The sequence below is a fragment of the Hydrogenobacter sp. genome, assembly GCA_041287335.1.
Lineage (GTDB): Bacteria > Aquificota > Aquificia > Aquificales > Aquificaceae > Hydrogenobacter.
The window spans coordinates 1-14,449 of the sequence record JBEULM010000006.1; the positions used below are offsets into that span (position 1 = coordinate 1).

Genomic DNA, 14,449 nt, shown 5'->3' on the forward strand with positions numbered 1-14,449 from the left:
GAAGAAGAAAAGGCACTCTTTGAAAAGGCTATGGAGATGTCAGAAAAGTACGAATATATAGATAAAGGGGCAGAAGAAGTAGAGTGATGGAGGTAGAAAAATGGTCAGTGCGCAGATGGTAAAAACGCTTAGAGAAATGACAGGAGCAGGGATGCTTGAATGTAAAAAGGCTCTTGAGGAAGCGGGTGGGGATTTAGAAAAGGCAAAGGAGATCCTCAGGATAAGGGGGCTTGCAAAAGCCGAGAAAAAAGCGGGTAGAGAAACTAAGGAAGGAATTATACAGACTTACGTTTCGCAGGACAGAAAAGTCGGGGTGATAATAGAACTAAACTGTGAAACGGACTTCGTTGCCAGAAACGAACATTTCAACGAGCTTGCCCTGAATATAGCCAAACATATAGCTCAAATTTCGGAAAATGCCAACAGAGAAGGTACAGGTGAAGACATTCTAAAACAGGCTTATTATCAAGATCCCACCAAAAGTGTGGAGGAGGTTATAAAGTCAGCTATAGCGAAGATAGGGGAAAATATACAGCTCAGAAGATTCACGAGATTTGACACGGACGGCTACGTACACGCGTACGTACACGGTATAGGTAGGGTGGGTGTTCTTGTAGATTACAGATCAGATAAGATGGACGATAGGGTTTTAAGGGTGATTCAGGATGTAGCCATGCAGATAGCAGCAATGAAAGCTGAGTACGTGGATGTAAACTCCATACCTGCAGAAGTCATAGAAAGGGAAAAGAGAATTTTCGCACAACAGGCGAGACAGGAAGGCAAGCCTGAGAACATCATAGACAAGGTTGTTGAGGGTAGACTCAAGAAGTTCTATCAGGAGAAGGTACTATTAGAGCAGCCCTTTATAAAGGAGGAAAAAAAGACTGTGGGTCAGTATCTGGGAGAAAATGCTTTGGGAATTCAGATAAAGAGATTTGTGAGGTACGAACTCGGTGGCATTTGATGGAAGGTGAAAAACCTGAATATAAGAGGGTTCTTATAAAACTCTCAGGTGAAGCTTTTGCTGGTGACGAAGATTATGGGATAAGTCCCAGTTTTCTTGATTATATCTCAAGAGAGATAAGATCCCTTTACGATCGCAGTGTGCAGTTGGCAGTGGTGATAGGTGGGGGTAATATTTTCAGAGGCATAGAGGGGCTTGAGATAGGCATAGACAGGGCAACCGGTGATTATATGGGTATGCTTGCAACAGTTATAAATGCTCTGGCTCTTCAGTCCACCCTGGAAAGAACCGCTCAAATACCCACGAGAGTCCTCTCGGCCATAGAGATGAGGCAGGTAGCTGAACCTTATATAAGGAGAAGGGCTATAAGGCATCTGGAGAAAGGCAGGGTTGTGATTTTCGCAGCAGGTACTGGTAACCCCTTTTTCTCCACTGATACCGCGGCGGCCCTTAGAGCTGCGGAGATATCAGCAGACCTCCTAATCAAGGCAACAAAAGTGGACGGCATATACACCGAAGATCCACTCAAAAATCCTAAAGCTGAGTTTATAGAAGAGATCACCTATCTTGAAGCTATAACCAAAGGCATAAAAGTGATGGACCACACAGCAATGACCATGTGCATGGAAAACAGAATACCCATTTTAGTACTCAACATCAAAAAGCCAGGCAACTTGCTAAGAGCTATTATGGGAGAGAAGGTGGGTTCTTTGGTGAGGTAGGCAAGCTTAGGAAAATTAAAAAAATAGGTGGAGGTTTTGTGATGATGGAAGACATTTTTAGCAGTGCCGAAGAGGACATGAAAAAGGCTCTAAACCACTTTAAAAACGAGATAGCGGGATTAAGGACCACAAGGGCAAGTACGGCACTCGTTGAGGAACTTAAAGTGGAATACTACGGATCAAAAGTTCCTTTAAAACAGCTGGGTAGCGTTTCCGTACCTGAAGCAAACCAGATACTTATACAGGTTTGGGACGCTAATGCGGTATCAAATATAGAAAAAACCATTATGGAAGAACTCAGTTTGAATCCCCAAAGGCATGGAAACACGCTTAGAATCACGTTACCTCCCCTCACACAGGAACGGAGAAAGGAGCTTGTTAAACTGCTTCACAAGATGGCGGAGGAGGCGAGAGTAGCTGTCAGAAACATACGCAGAGATGCTAAGGAAATGATAGAAGACCTTGAAGGCATTTCCGAAGACGAGATAAAGAGAAGCTTGGATAGGCTACAGAAGCTAACAGATAGGTACATAGAACAGATAAATCAGATCGCAGAAGCGAAAGAGAGAGAAATTATGGGAGCATAGAAGACCTACCCTTATTAACAATCCAGAAGAAGCAAGCAAAGAAAATTATGGAAAGAGTACAAGTGTAAACATTTATCCATTTACCTTCTTTTATAGATACCAAAAATAAGAGAAATGTTAGAAAAAGCATGAATATTTCACCAAAGTATTTTGCACTTTCCCTTTGTTTGATTTTAGGAGTCCGATAAAAGGACACTTTAGAAGGTATTAAAACTCTCATTGGAGCATAACTCATTGGGAAAAATAGCGACAAATAGAATATCAATCCAAGAATAGACTCATAAATAGATAGTTTATCTATCTTTCTGTAAAGCCAAAGAAAGCTATATACCCTTGAAATTAAAAAGCCTGTTAATAAACCTGCACCAAAATGGCTAAACAGATAACTAAGATAAGAAAAAAATGTAAGAGATAAGGAAATTATGAGAGGTGTATGCCAAACAGTATTTTGAATCCAAAAAGCTATCTTCTGTTTAAAGCTTAACTCCTTTCCGAAAGTAAGAGCAAAGAAATGTTTTATTAATGTTTGAGCATTTCCATATGCCCATCTGAATCTCTGTTGCCTACACGAAAAGAAACTTAAAGGCATCAAACCTTTTCCTATGCTTTCGTCTATATATTTACCTTTAAATCCTCTTAAAACTATCCTGAGACCAGCTTCACTATCTTCCGTTAAAACCTCTTCGCTCCAATTTCCAGCCTTTTTTATAGCATCACTTCTTATAAAGCCTACAGTTCCCATAAAAGCTACAGCACCTAACACGTGACACATTCTCATTATTACCGCAAAAAAGTATCTGTAAGAAATGTACATAGCTTTGAAAAATACCGTATCAGGAAAATCCCTATAATCTTGAGGAAACTGTACTATAGCAGTATTGCCTTCAAAGAAGCCAACACCTTTTTTTATAAAATCCTTAGATACTTGATAATCGCTATCTACTACACTTATTATCTCGGTTTTAGGATCTGACAGATGTATAGCCTCGTTAAGTGTACCTCCTTTGTAGCCGGAAGTCTGTATGTGATAATATCTTAAAATACTACTTTTTTCTTGACAAAAATCCTTTATGGGTTTTCTAAGATCAATTTGAGGTGTGTTATTTACAAGGGCAAGTACCTCATAACTTTTGTAATCTTGATCGCTCAAACTTTTTAAAGTATTTATTACTATATGAGGTGGTTCTTTGTGTATTGGAACATGTACACTTACGAAAGGCTTTCGAATAGTATCCGTAGGCTGTGGTTTTTTATATCTTAGCGCAAAGCTCAGAAAATATATCTCTAAAGTATATGGTAATAAACCCAATATAAAAACGATCCAATCCATAAGCCGACCTCCCAACTAAGAAGACGGCTAAAGTTTGTTAAGCGCTAAGGTAGGATTATTAGAGAGTATATTTTTTCTTATGATTTCCCAATTCTTGATAACTTTTTCGTAAGCTTCTAAATAGCTTTGCGTCATTTTTTGGTATGTAAAGTTTTCTTCAACACGCCTTCTACACTCTTTAGGATCCACCTTGTCTATGTATCGCCTATAAGCTTTTACGAAAGCCTGTATAAGCTCTTCATCCATAAACTTCGGTTTTTTTCTTGCTTTTATCAAAGCTCCAGTCTTCCCGTGAATAACTATTTCCTTGGCCGATCCTCTATCAGTTACGAAAACGGGTGTTCCGCACGCCATCGCTTCTATCATCACAAGACCAAAGGGTTCTCTCCACTGCATGGGGAATATAAAGGCTTCAGCCTTGCTGAGATATTCTACCTTTTCACTGAAGGTTAGCTCTCCGAGAAAGATCACCCTTTTGCCGTCTACCTGAGGCTTTACGTATTTTGAAAGGTACTCCTCTTCTTGAGGAGTATCCGCTTTTGCAATTATATAAAGTTTTTTCCCGAGCCTCTTAGCTATTTCAATAGCTTCCGCAACTCCCTTCTCAAATACAGCTCTTCCTACAAAAACTAAGAAATTCTCCTTTTTCTCTTCGTATGGGAAGATGCTTACATCTATACCGTTATATACAGTTGCTATATAATTGGCAAAGGGTAGTGGTTTTCTTTGGTCATTCGATATAGATACAATGGGTGCGTGTGCGAGATGAGGAAACTTTCTGTACATTTTTTTAAAACCTTCCAGTAAGGAATGTACGGTAAATATTACCGGCTTTTTGAAAAGGGGGAGTGAGAAAAACCACTGAGGATTGTGGGGATAAAAGTGAATGTGTATAATATCAAAATCCTCCTGTTTTGATAATACATGGCATGATTCCAAATACTCGTAATAAGCTATTTTTTCTTCATCCCTCCAGCCTAAGGGAGGACAGATGGGCATAATTTGGCAGTCCACATGTGAATCCCCAGTAGCAAAAAGAACACAATCTATCCCCCTTTCCCTTAACCCTTTCAACAAATTGTAAACTACAAGTTCTGTACCGCCGTACTTTTCGGGTGGTATCCTGTAAATTAAAGGACCTACCTGTGCTACCTTCATGCCATAAAAAGCACTTTTGGTAGCTACTACTATTATATTATAACAAAAGTAGTGTATAATGTTGACATGGTAATAAGAGGAAAGGTTTGGAAGTTTGGAGATAACGTGGATACTGATCAGATAATACCCGCAAGGTATTTAAATACTTCTGACCCTAACGAACTTGCTCAACACGTGATGGAAGATTCAGAACACCCAAATTTTGCCAAAGAACACGCAAAAGGTGACATAATCGTTGCTGGGAAAAATTTCGGTTCAGGATCTTCAAGGGAACACGCTCCCATAGCTATAAAGTATGCTGGTGTACCAGTGGTTATAGCCAAGTCCTTTGCAAGGATATTTTTCAGAAACGCCATAAACATAGGGCTTCCCATAGTGGAAGCGCCTCAAGCTGTGGATGAAATAAATCACGGTGATGAGGTAGAAGTTGACCTTGAGAAGGGTACACTCAAGAATCTTACCACGGGAAAAGAGTATGAAGCTACCAAATTTCCACATGAACTCCAAGCTATACTCAAAGCTGGTGGACTTATGGAGTATGCAAAACAAAAGCTCAAGGGTAATGCTTAAGGACAGGCTAAAAAGTCTGATACTTATAAGATCCCTCAAGATAGCCGATGAGCCTATCTTTAAGCTGTCCTCGGGAAAGCAGAGCAGGTATTATGTAGATCTAAAACAGATAACTCTTGATCCCGAAGGCGCATATCTTGTGGGCAAGCTAATGTACGAAGCTATAAAGCCATTAAGCCCTGATGGTGCTGGAGGAATGACGCTCGGTGCGGATCCCATAGCTTACTCCGTAGCCTTCGTTTCTTACATGGACGGTAATCCCATCAAACCCTTTGTGGTCAGAAAGGAGAAGAAAGGTCACGGACTTGGAAGGCAGGTGGAGGGGCTGTTAAAACCTGGAGAAAAGGTGGTAGTTCTTGAAGATGTGGTAACTACCGCAAACTCATCTTTAAAGGCTGTAAAAGCCTGTAGGGAGGAGGGACTTGAAGTACTTGGAGTTTTTGCTATCGTGGACAGAGAGGAAGGAGGGAAAGAGAACGTAAACAGGGAAGGACTGGAGCTTTATTCCCTCTTTAAACTCTCAGAACTTTTGTGAAATGACTGGTGATGTGTGGTTAAATTCCATCCTTTTGCTTTTTGGTACTTCCATAGGCAGTTTATTGGCTCTTACTTTTAAGAAAACACCGTTAAGCATTAATCTAAATCTCTCCTTTGCAGGCGGTGTTATGGTAGTAGCAAGTTTTACAAGTCTTATAATTCCCGGCATACAAAAAGGGGGCTTCTGGCAGACATCCTTAGGTATTCTTATTGGCTTTTTTCTGATAGGACTGATTGAGTATCTGTTTCCCCACGAGCATATACTCAAGGGTTCAGAAGGTGTTATAAAAAGTGAGAAGATCAAGAAACTCTTTCTTATAGTTGCGGGCGTAGTCATACATAACATACCAGAAGGATTTGGAGTAGGTGTGTCTTCTGCATACTCTATTGAAAAAGGTAGCGCAACAGCTTTAGCAATAGCCATTCAGGATATACCTGAAGGTCTCATAGTAACTCTGGCTCTTATGGTAGCAAACAGGGGAGTAGTAACTCCTTTAGCGGCAGGTATTTTCAGTGGGATCATTGAAGCTTTCTTTTCACTTTTAGGTTTTTACACCTTTGAAGCCTTTAGGGGATTTCTCGCTTTGGGTTTAGGGATAGGTGGAGGTGCCATGATATACGTAACTGTAAAGGAGGTATTCCCGGAGGTATATTCGGAAGGCTCTCATACACTATCAACCGTAGGATTTCTTATAGGATTTTTGTTGATGCTCTTTCTTGACACAACTATATAATAATAAAGTGTGAAGGTCCTTCTGGTGGAGGATGACAAACTGTTGGGGGAGTCACTAAAAGCATATTTGGAAGAATGGGGACTACAGGTAGATTATGTATGTGATCCGAGGGAAGTTCCTGATCTTTTGGTGACATCCATTTACGATGTGATAATCATGGATCTTGTGATGCCCCATTTGCCCGGGGAGAGACTACTTTACGAGATAAGACAAAAGGACAGGAACACACCTATACTGGTGCTTACCGCAAAAAGCAGGCTGGATGATAAAGAAAGGTGCTTTAGCACCGGTGCTGATGACTATATGACGAAACCTTTTGAACCTAAGGAACTTCTCTTAAGACTAAAGGCTTTATACAGAAGGAAGATCCGTGATATGATAGTAAAAATAGGCGACGTGGAGGTGGATTTTGATAAGGAGAAGGTCTCCGTCTGTGGAAAACCCTTAAATCTCACAAAAAAGGACTGGATGCTTTTCAAATATCTTGTGGAAAATAGGGGTAGGTTTGTCTCTTCGGAGGAGCTACTCAACTACGTGTGGGGAGATAAACCCGTAGGGGACGAGGTGGTCAGGGCACACGTAAAAAATTTGAGGAAGGTATTACCCGAAGGCTTCATAATATCCATGAAAGGAAGAGGATACAAGGTTGAGGCTTAGAAGCCTTAAACTCCTCGCATACTTTTTCCTGACTCTATTCATCTCTTTGATCGTTACAAACACCCTTATATTTTACTATCTGAAGAACTTGGCGGATGACATCCTTTATCAGCAAGCATACACACAGTATATTGCATACATTATCTCAAACGGAGCTTACAAAGGTGATCAAAACTTCACCATAAGCGAGGAATATACGGATAAATACTTAAGCTACGTTTTCAGAAATCCCTCATCTCCGGAAAGGTTCATTTATGTGAAAGTTAAACCCGATTATGCAAGAAAGTTTATGAGGGATCCTTTTAAGGTGATCCTTATGTCTCAATTTGTGACAGTCTTTCTCGTATTGCTCGTGTATCAGCTCATCATTGAGGATTCCCTAAATAAGATAGAAAAACAGGAGGAGTGGACAAAAAGTCTTGTAGCATCCGTCGCTCACAAATTCGGAAACTTCCTCTCGATACAGAAAGTGAATCTGGCTCTTTTGAAAGTGAGGGTGAAAGATGAGGATATACTTAAAAGGCTTGAAAGAAGCCTATCGAGGGTTGAAAAGGATATGAACCTTATACTTCACGTTCTTAGGGAAGAAAGACAGATGAAAATGGAATGGCTCCGGGTTGACAACATAATTCTTGAAACCCTTAAAGAGTTTGAGGAAGAGCTTTCAAATAAAAGACTCTTCCTTGGACTGAAAGAAGTATACATTTACGGAGATGAAAGTGACATACGGGACATATTTTACAACATAATAAGCAACGGTGTTAGGTACTCTAAAAGTTTTTTCCATATAAAGGTGTGTAAGGCTAATGAAGGTGTCAACTTTGTATTCAGAAACGATATAGGCTTCAACGAAAGAAAGGGTCTGGGTGTAGGTAGCATATTACTTGAACAGATAGTCAAAAGGCAGGGAGGTACAATACGCATAAGTATCAAAAACCATTATGCTGTTTTACTAAAACTCAAGGGTAGGTAAGCTCACCTGCAGGAAAACCTCTCTCTGAGCTTTTCTTCCACATAGATATGTACAAGACCCTTCAGATCTCCACAGTAAGAAGCTATGTCCCTCACTATGGTAGAACTTATATGTATATAGTCTTGCGAGGGCATCATAAAAACCGTTTCCACTTTGGCGAGCTTATAGTTATTCATAGCGATTTGAAGCTCATATTCAAAGTCTGTAAAGAGTCTTACACCTCTGACTATCACTTTTATACCTTCACGAGCCATAAAATCAACCAAAAGCCCATCAAAACCCTTTACCTCCACCTTATCACCTAAACACTCCACCATCCTTCTGAACATGTCCATCCTCTCTTCCATACTGAACAGCAGATGTCTTCTTGGATTCTTTGCGATAGCTACAACTACGCTATCAAATATCTCACAGCTTCTTTTTACTATATCTAAGTGCCCCAGATGTGGAGGGTCAAAAGTTCCGGGATACACCACTTTAATCATCTTTCTTCCTCCATATAGACAGTACAGTATCTCCGTAAACTTTACTTTTATCCGAGTTAAGTTTCACCCTTTTACTATGCTCTAATATAAAAAATCCACCTTTATTGAGAATTTTTATAGCAAGATCTATGAGTTTTTGATAGTTCTCATAGTTATAAGGTGGATCTGCAAATACAATATCAGCTGTTCCATCAAAGCTCATCAAAAACTTCAATGTATCAGATATTACTACTTTTCCTTTAGTTTTTTTCTCAATCTCTTTCGCAAGTTTTGGATTTTTCTCTACGAAGATCACCTTTGCCCCTCTCTCTTCAGCCATAAATCCCATCTGTCCTGTACCTGCAAATAGATCTATAAATAAAGTATCTTCTATATCTCCTAATATGTTAAATACAGCCTGTTTGACTAAAGAAGAAGTAGGTCTAATTTCACTTTTTCTTCTTGCTTTTTCCATAAAAAGTATTATAATTTAATTTTCTGTTGTAAAGGAGGTGTTTTATTATGAGGCTTTTTGCCCTGCTGAAAAACCTTGACCAGGAGGAGAGAAAATGGCAAAGACCCTCGGACTGCATATCTTAGCAGACCTGTACGGTGTTAATCCCGACCTCATTGACAAGGTCGAGGATGTCAGGCACTTACTTGAAAGTGCCGTCAAAGTCGCAGGTCTTACCAAGATCTCATCCCACTACTATCAGTTCCACCCTCATGGAGCCACAGGTGTTGTTTTACTTGCTGAAAGCCACATATCCATCCACACGTGGCCGGAGCATGGGCTTGCCACAGTTGACGTTTATACGTGCGGTGATCCCACAAAGGCGTACAAGTCTATGGATTACATTGTCTCATCGCTTGAACCTACGAGGGTGGACAAACAGGTTTTTGAGAGAGGGCTGGTGGGTGAGTCCGAGGATTTGGAGTTCCGAAGTACCTTGCTTAAAGTTTAACTTTTAAGAATTTTTTAAGGTAAGAGGAGTGCTACTCAAAGCGTAGTAGCCAATAGATGGCTCGTAGAGTACCCTTTGCATAGACAATTATTACATCGGGTTTGGGCTATCATCCGATCTTTATGTGTCAGAAAAAAATATTTCTGAGGGATTATAATATGATGTAAAGTAAAAATTAGGTAGGAGGAGAGAAATGAAAAAAGCCTTGCTCAGTATTGGTGTTTTCACACTCGCAGTTTATGCTGAGGAAAGCAATACGAAGACAACACAGAGGCAGATCCCCGTAGTCAAGTGTGCAGAACCTGTATACTCCGTTATGGTGATGGAGTTTGATTGTAAGGCAAACGCTTGTCAGGATGTGAATCCGGGAACGCCAAAATTAGCTTATCTTTATGAGGTTCTATCAGGAAGCGGTGGAGTGAGAGGTTTTGGTAAAGGGCTCTCTACCATGCTCACAAACGCACTTAAGGCTACTAACTGTTTTAAGATAGTGGATTTGGAACAGTATGAGAAGATGAAGAAACTTCTTGAAGCTACGGGTCAACAGGTAAAGCCTCCAAAGGTGGATTATACTATACTTGGTTCCGTAACAGCCCTTGAGCTTGAAAGGAGCGGTGGAGCGCTCGGAGGTGGACTAATACCCATTTTGGGAGCTATAAATGTAAAGAAAGACATAGCAAAATTAGGTGTTGATATAAACGTTATGAAACCTGAAACACTTGAAATAGCTTTCTCCAATTCCTTTGATGCAACTTCGGAAAAGTCCTCATGGGGACTGTTTGGTGCAGGATGGGGAGGAGGTGGTGCGGCAGGCGGTGGATGGAGCGTTAGTAAAAATCTATCTTTGGATATGGTTGCGAGGGATGTAGTGGTACAAATAGCCAATTCCATAGCGGAAAAACTCGTACCAGACAAAATAGTAGAAAGACCCGCCCCTCCTAAAAAAGACAACAAGGAACAAGAGGCACAACCGGGTAACTAAAATAGTTCACCGTACCTTCTTATAAACTTACTTTTTAGTATGTGAGCAAGCAGAAGGTAGCCAAGGATGGCTGGGAAAAGTACTATCCAGAAATAAAAGTGTGGTAAAGGTTTCATTCCGAGTTTTTCTCCAAAAGGAGTGAAGGGTACTAAGGTACCTACAAATAGAGCGGTTGCGGTTAGAAAAACTAAAGCTAATCCTGGCAAACTGCCTAAGAAGGGTAACCCTCTGCTCCTGAGCATATACACCACCATGGTTTGTGTCCAAAGACTTTCAACAAACCATCCTGTCTGGAAAAGTGAGGTAAACTCGTTCCTTAATGGTGGATAAAGATGGTAGTATGATCCGCCTAAAACTACCGGACAAACTACAAAAAACATCATAAGGTAGGTGATGATGTCAAAAATTGAGCTTGCAGGTCCAAACCACAACATGAAATGCTTTATCTTGTGTGCGTTCCATTTTTTCGGATTTTCAACATACTCTCTGTCCACCCTATCAAAGGGCATGGATGTCATGGAAAGATCGTAAGTTAAGTTGAGAAAGAGAAGTTGAAGAGGAGCCATAGGTAGAAAGGGTATAAAGGCACTGGCAACAAGTACTGAAAATACGTTACCGAAGTTTGAGCTTGCGGTGATGGCTATATATTTAACTATGTTGGCAAAAGTTTTCCTTCCTTCCACGACGCCATCTTTCAATACCATGAGGTTCTTTTCCAAAAGGATTATGTCCGCAGATTCTTTTGCGATATCAACAGCATTATCTACTGATATGGCTACGTCCGCTTCCCTCATAGCGGGAGCATCGTTTATACCGTCTCCAAGAAACCCAACAACATGACCTTTCCTCTTGAGAACTTTTATTATCCTTGCCTTTTGCATTGGTGTCAGCTTGGCAAAGATGGTGGTACTATCTGAGGCTTTCATAAGCTCTTCATCACTCATCAGCTCTATCTGTTCACCAAGAAGAACATCCTTTACCTTTATACCCACTTCTTTGCATATTTTTTTAGTCACCACATGATTATCACCTGTCAATATTTTGATCTCTATACCGTGCGATCTGAGGGCCTGTACTGCGTATGGAGCTGTTTCTTTTGGTGGGTCTAAAAAAGCCAGAAAACCCATAAGCACCATATCGCTCTCATCTTTGACTCCAAAAACGCCTTCAGGTGGGACGTCATTCTTTTGAGCGACTGCAAGTACCCTCATACCATCTTCATTTAATTTTTCTACCATCTGAAAAACTTCCGTCTTTATTTCATCCGTAAGCGGGATAACACGTCCTTCGTACTCAACAAATCTGCACACAGACACAACCTCTTCTACCGCACCTTTTGTAATTAGTTGCCTCTTTTTACCTCCTCTAACTATACTTTCCAAAACTACAGACATTCTCCTTCTCACAAAATCAAAGGGTATCTCGTCCACCTTTCTGTATATTCTCTCTAAAACACCCTCTTCCATGCCTTTCTCTTTGCCATATTCCAAAATGGCTATATCAAGCAGATTTCTTAAGCCTGTCTGGTAATAGCTGTTTAAAAAGGCATGTCTGAGTATTCTATCGTCCTCGTTTCCATGTATATCCATATGCTTTACGAGGATCACCTTGTTGAGAGTCAAAGTACCGGTTTTATCGGTACAGAGTATATCCATTGCTCCAAGATTCTGTATGGAGTCAAGCTTTTTAACTATAGTTTTGCGTTTTGCCATAGCAACTGCACCTTTTGCAAGATTAGCGGTCACTATCATAGGAAGCATTTCAGGTGTTATACCAACTGCGACTGCAAGAGCAAACAAGAGAGCGTCAAACCAACTCCCCTTTGTCAAACCGTTTATAAAAAAGACTAAAGGGAATATAATGACTATAAACTTTATCAGGAGTTTGCTGACTTCATTTACACCTCTTTCAAAGCTCGTCACTACCCTATGCCCAACCAGGCTCTCAGCCATAGAACCCAGATAAGTGTTTTCTCCTGTTGCTATGACCACACCCACACCCGAACCGCTCACAACGCTTGTCCCCATAAAACATATATTTTCAAGATCCAGTAAAGTGAGCTTCTCCGAAAGTCTTTTTTCTTCTTTAAGTTGGGCATACTTTTCAACAGGTTCAGATTCTCCAGTAAGAACCGCCTGATTTATAAAGAGATCCTTTGAACGAAGAACTCTCAGGTCTGCAGGCACGAGATCGCCTGCTGAAAGATACACCACATCTCCCGGAACTAACTCCTTTATATCAACCTCAACACTACCTATATCTTTCCTTTTGACGAGTGCGGTGGTGTGAACCATAGCTTTTAGCTTTTGAGCCTCAATTTTAGAGTTATACTCCTGCAGAAAACGGAGAATACCGCTCACGCAGACCATTATGCTTATGATGATTATGGTGCTCCAGTCCCTCTCGTCCGGGGGTGCGAAAACTACATCCGTGATATAAGAAACGATCCCAAGAAATACAAGAATACCTATAAAGGGATTTATAAATGCTCTTGCCAACTCCATGTACCATGGTTGAGGCTTTTCGTGGACTACTTCGTTAGTACCAAAAACCTCAAGCCTTCTTTTGGCTTCCTCAGATGATAGTCCATCTGTTGAACTTCCTAAGGCATCAAGTACTTCCATCGGACTCTTCTTAGAAAAGTCAATAAGCTTTTCAAGGATTTCCGTACGAATTTTCTTCATCAGGGACAGTATTATATTTCTACATTTTTTAAAGTTCCTTAAATGTACATTCAAACTTTATAAAAACTTCATGTATAATTTTTTTCCGAGAGTTTTATGGATAAAACCCTCTGGTTTCATACAGCCAGCGTAGGAGAGTTCAACACGATAAAACCTATTCTGAGGGAGCTGGTAAATGGCTATCGCATAGTTCTGACTTACTTCTCACCCAGAGCCAGAGATTATCTTCAAAAACAATCGGTTTACTACCACCTTTTGGAAAGATTGCCTTTGGACACGCCTCTTACGGTAGCACTTTTTGAAAGACGCATAAGACCACACATACTCTTCATAGTGGAAAGGGAATTTTGGCCTTCCTTGCTTTTATTTACCAGAGTCAGAAAGGTTCTGCTAAACGCTTACGCAAAGGGAGGTATCTATGAAAGGTTGATGAGCAAAAGGTTTGATTTGATAATTGCCAGAAGTGAAATGGATAGAGAGAGGTTTGAGTCTTACAGATGTAGGAAGGTTATAACTTGCGGTAATTTAAAATTCCTTTTTGAAAAGAGGGAAGCAAAGGAGTTAAACATAGAAAAGGGGGACTTTAGGTTTTTTGTTGCAGGAAGTACCCATAGAGGTGAGGATGAGATCCTACTCAGAGCTTTCAGAAAACTGAAAAGTTACTTTCCAAAGATAAAGCTTTTGATAGCTCCACGCCATATATCAAGAGCAAAGGAGATCCAGCAAATGGCAAGTGGCTTGAGGTGTTCGTTGAGAAGTTATCAAGGAAAGGATTGGGATATCCTAATTATTGATACACTCGGAGAACTCTTTGACATGTATGCCCTTGCTGATGTAGCTTTTGTTGGGGGAACCTTACTACCAGTGGGAGGACATAACCTCTTGGAACCAGCATATCACGGCAAACCCGTACTTTTTGGACCTTTTACCGAAAAGGTTAGAGACATGGCAGAATACCTCCTTCAGAAAGGTGCAGGCTTTCTGGTTAGGAATGAGAATGATATTTTCATAGTTGTAAAAGAGCTTCTCACCGGAAAAAGAAGATTTAATAAGACGAATATAAATGAGGAATCAGAAAGGATAAGGTCTTGCTACCTTGATAGCATAAGAAACGTGCTATAA

At 40.4% G+C, this 14,449-nt stretch carries 16 protein-coding genes; 11 read left to right on the forward strand and 5 right to left on the reverse strand.

The features are described from left to right. The first annotated feature begins 100 nt into the window (after positions 1-100). From tsf to frr, 3 genes are read left to right on the forward strand one after another with little or no spacing between them, the layout of a single operon-like run. Positions 101-964, forward strand: coding sequence for a translation elongation factor Ts (gene tsf / locus ABWK04_00765; GenBank protein MEZ0360416.1), 864 nt, complete (start codon positions 101-103; stop codon positions 962-964). After that, positions 964-1,686 carry a UMP kinase gene (pyrH, locus tag ABWK04_00770; GenBank protein ID MEZ0360417.1) on the forward strand — a complete coding sequence of 241 codons (723 nt, stop codon included), beginning with the start codon at positions 964-966 and terminating at the stop codon, positions 1,684-1,686. Before tsf ends, pyrH begins: the two co-directional genes overlap by 1 nt. Before the next feature lie 41 nt (positions 1,687-1,727). Beyond that, positions 1,728-2,273 (forward strand): ribosome recycling factor, encoded by a 546-nt coding sequence (frr, locus tag ABWK04_00775; protein MEZ0360418.1) that lies wholly within the window; start codon positions 1,728-1,730, stop codon positions 2,271-2,273. Here the strand turns inward: frr and ABWK04_00780 are convergent. Together ABWK04_00780 and ABWK04_00785 are read right to left on the reverse strand one after the other, a co-directional pair. Continuing rightward, entirely contained in the window at positions 2,260-3,603 is a 1,344-nt protein-coding gene (locus tag ABWK04_00780) for a glycosyltransferase family 2 protein (GenBank protein MEZ0360419.1), read from the reverse strand. The two genes, frr and ABWK04_00780, sit on opposite strands and share 14 nt — an antisense overlap. A 27-nt stretch (positions 3,604-3,630) precedes the next feature. Beyond that, entirely contained in the window at positions 3,631-4,761 is a 1,131-nt protein-coding gene (locus ABWK04_00785) for a glycosyltransferase family 4 protein (protein MEZ0360420.1), read from the reverse strand. 66 nt (positions 4,762-4,827) lie between these two features. On the opposite strand from ABWK04_00785, the gene leuD reads away from it, so the two are divergent. Genes leuD through ABWK04_00810 form a run of 5 tightly spaced genes read left to right on the forward strand, consistent with a single transcriptional unit; the run spans position 4,828 to position 8,232 of the window. Beyond that, positions 4,828-5,331, forward strand: coding sequence for a 3-isopropylmalate dehydratase small subunit (gene leuD / locus ABWK04_00790; protein ID MEZ0360421.1), 504 nt, complete (start codon positions 4,828-4,830; stop codon positions 5,329-5,331). Beyond that, positions 5,324-5,866, forward strand: coding sequence for an orotate phosphoribosyltransferase (pyrE, locus tag ABWK04_00795; GenBank protein MEZ0360422.1), 543 nt, complete (start codon positions 5,324-5,326; stop codon positions 5,864-5,866). Before leuD ends, pyrE begins: the two co-directional genes overlap by 8 nt. 13 nt (positions 5,867-5,879) lie before the next feature. Next, the gene (locus ABWK04_00800) at positions 5,880-6,602 is read left to right on the forward strand and encodes a ZIP family metal transporter (protein MEZ0360423.1); all 723 of its coding nucleotides are present in this window, start codon (positions 5,880-5,882) and stop codon (positions 6,600-6,602) included. A gap of 9 nt (positions 6,603-6,611) precedes the next feature. Then, complete coding sequence (locus tag ABWK04_00805) at positions 6,612-7,259, forward strand: response regulator transcription factor (protein ID MEZ0360424.1); 648 nt, start codon at positions 6,612-6,614, stop codon at positions 7,257-7,259. Then, positions 7,249-8,232 carry a sensor histidine kinase gene (locus tag ABWK04_00810; protein ID MEZ0360425.1) on the forward strand — a complete coding sequence of 328 codons (984 nt, stop codon included), beginning with the start codon at positions 7,249-7,251 and terminating at the stop codon, positions 8,230-8,232. The genes ABWK04_00805 and ABWK04_00810 overlap by 11 nt, the downstream gene beginning before the upstream one ends. A gap of 2 nt (positions 8,233-8,234) precedes the next feature. Here ABWK04_00810 and coaD read toward each other — a convergent pair whose 3' ends face one another. Together coaD and ABWK04_00820 are read right to left on the reverse strand one after the other, a co-directional pair. Further along, complete coding sequence (gene coaD / locus ABWK04_00815) at positions 8,235-8,717, reverse strand: pantetheine-phosphate adenylyltransferase (protein ID MEZ0360426.1); 483 nt, start codon at positions 8,715-8,717, stop codon at positions 8,235-8,237. Then, positions 8,710-9,171, reverse strand: a complete 462-nt coding sequence (locus ABWK04_00820) for an RsmD family RNA methyltransferase (protein MEZ0360427.1) — start codon at positions 9,169-9,171, stop codon at positions 8,710-8,712. The genes coaD and ABWK04_00820 overlap by 8 nt, the downstream gene beginning before the upstream one ends. Before the next feature lie 94 nt (positions 9,172-9,265). Here ABWK04_00820 and speD point away from each other — a divergent pair, with 94 nt between their 5' ends. Beyond that, positions 9,266-9,661, forward strand: a complete 396-nt coding sequence (gene speD, locus ABWK04_00825; protein ID MEZ0360428.1) for an adenosylmethionine decarboxylase — start codon at positions 9,266-9,268, stop codon at positions 9,659-9,661. A 193-nt stretch (positions 9,662-9,854) separates the two neighbouring features. Continuing rightward, a complete protein-coding gene (locus ABWK04_00830) occupies positions 9,855-10,643 on the forward strand; it encodes a CsgG/HfaB family protein (GenBank protein ID MEZ0360429.1) in 789 nt (262 codons plus the stop codon). Here ABWK04_00830 and mgtA read toward each other — a convergent pair. Next, complete coding sequence (mgtA, locus tag ABWK04_00835) at positions 10,640-13,327, reverse strand: magnesium-translocating P-type ATPase (protein ID MEZ0360430.1); 2,688 nt, start codon at positions 13,325-13,327, stop codon at positions 10,640-10,642. The two genes, ABWK04_00830 and mgtA, sit on opposite strands and share 4 nt — an antisense overlap. Before the next feature lie 96 nt (positions 13,328-13,423). Here mgtA and ABWK04_00840 point away from each other — a divergent pair, with 96 nt between their 5' ends. Next, complete coding sequence (locus ABWK04_00840; GenBank protein ID MEZ0360431.1) at positions 13,424-14,449, forward strand: glycosyltransferase N-terminal domain-containing protein; 1,026 nt, start codon at positions 13,424-13,426, stop codon at positions 14,447-14,449.

Bases quoted from the DNA above. Each gene is read 5' to 3' on its own strand.
- tsf (MEZ0360416.1), top strand. From the start codon at position 101: ATGGTCAGTGCGCAGATGGTAAAAACGCTTAGAGAAATGACAGGAGCA.
- pyrH (MEZ0360417.1), top strand. From the start codon at position 964: ATGGAAGGTGAAAAACCTGAATATAAGAGGGTTCTTATAAAACTCTCA.
- frr (MEZ0360418.1), top strand. From the start codon at position 1,728: ATGATGGAAGACATTTTTAGCAGTGCCGAAGAGGACATGAAAAAGGCT.
- ABWK04_00780 (MEZ0360419.1), bottom strand. From the start codon at position 3,603: ATGGATTGGATCGTTTTTATATTGGGTTTATTACCATATACTTTAGAG.
- ABWK04_00785 (MEZ0360420.1), bottom strand. From the start codon at position 4,761: ATGAAGGTAGCACAGGTAGGTCCTTTAATTTACAGGATACCACCCGAA.
- leuD (MEZ0360421.1), top strand. From the start codon at position 4,828: ATGGTAATAAGAGGAAAGGTTTGGAAGTTTGGAGATAACGTGGATACT.
- pyrE (MEZ0360422.1), top strand. From the start codon at position 5,324: ATGCTTAAGGACAGGCTAAAAAGTCTGATACTTATAAGATCCCTCAAG.
- coaD (MEZ0360426.1), bottom strand. From the start codon at position 8,717: ATGATTAAAGTGGTGTATCCCGGAACTTTTGACCCTCCACATCTGGGG.
- ABWK04_00820 (MEZ0360427.1), bottom strand. From the start codon at position 9,171: ATGGAAAAAGCAAGAAGAAAAAGTGAAATTAGACCTACTTCTTCTTTA.
- speD (MEZ0360428.1), top strand. From the start codon at position 9,266: ATGGCAAAGACCCTCGGACTGCATATCTTAGCAGACCTGTACGGTGTT.
- ABWK04_00830 (MEZ0360429.1), top strand. From the start codon at position 9,855: ATGAAAAAAGCCTTGCTCAGTATTGGTGTTTTCACACTCGCAGTTTAT.
- mgtA (MEZ0360430.1), bottom strand. From the start codon at position 13,327: ATGAAGAAAATTCGTACGGAAATCCTTGAAAAGCTTATTGACTTTTCT.
- ABWK04_00840 (MEZ0360431.1), top strand. From the start codon at position 13,424: ATGGATAAAACCCTCTGGTTTCATACAGCCAGCGTAGGAGAGTTCAAC.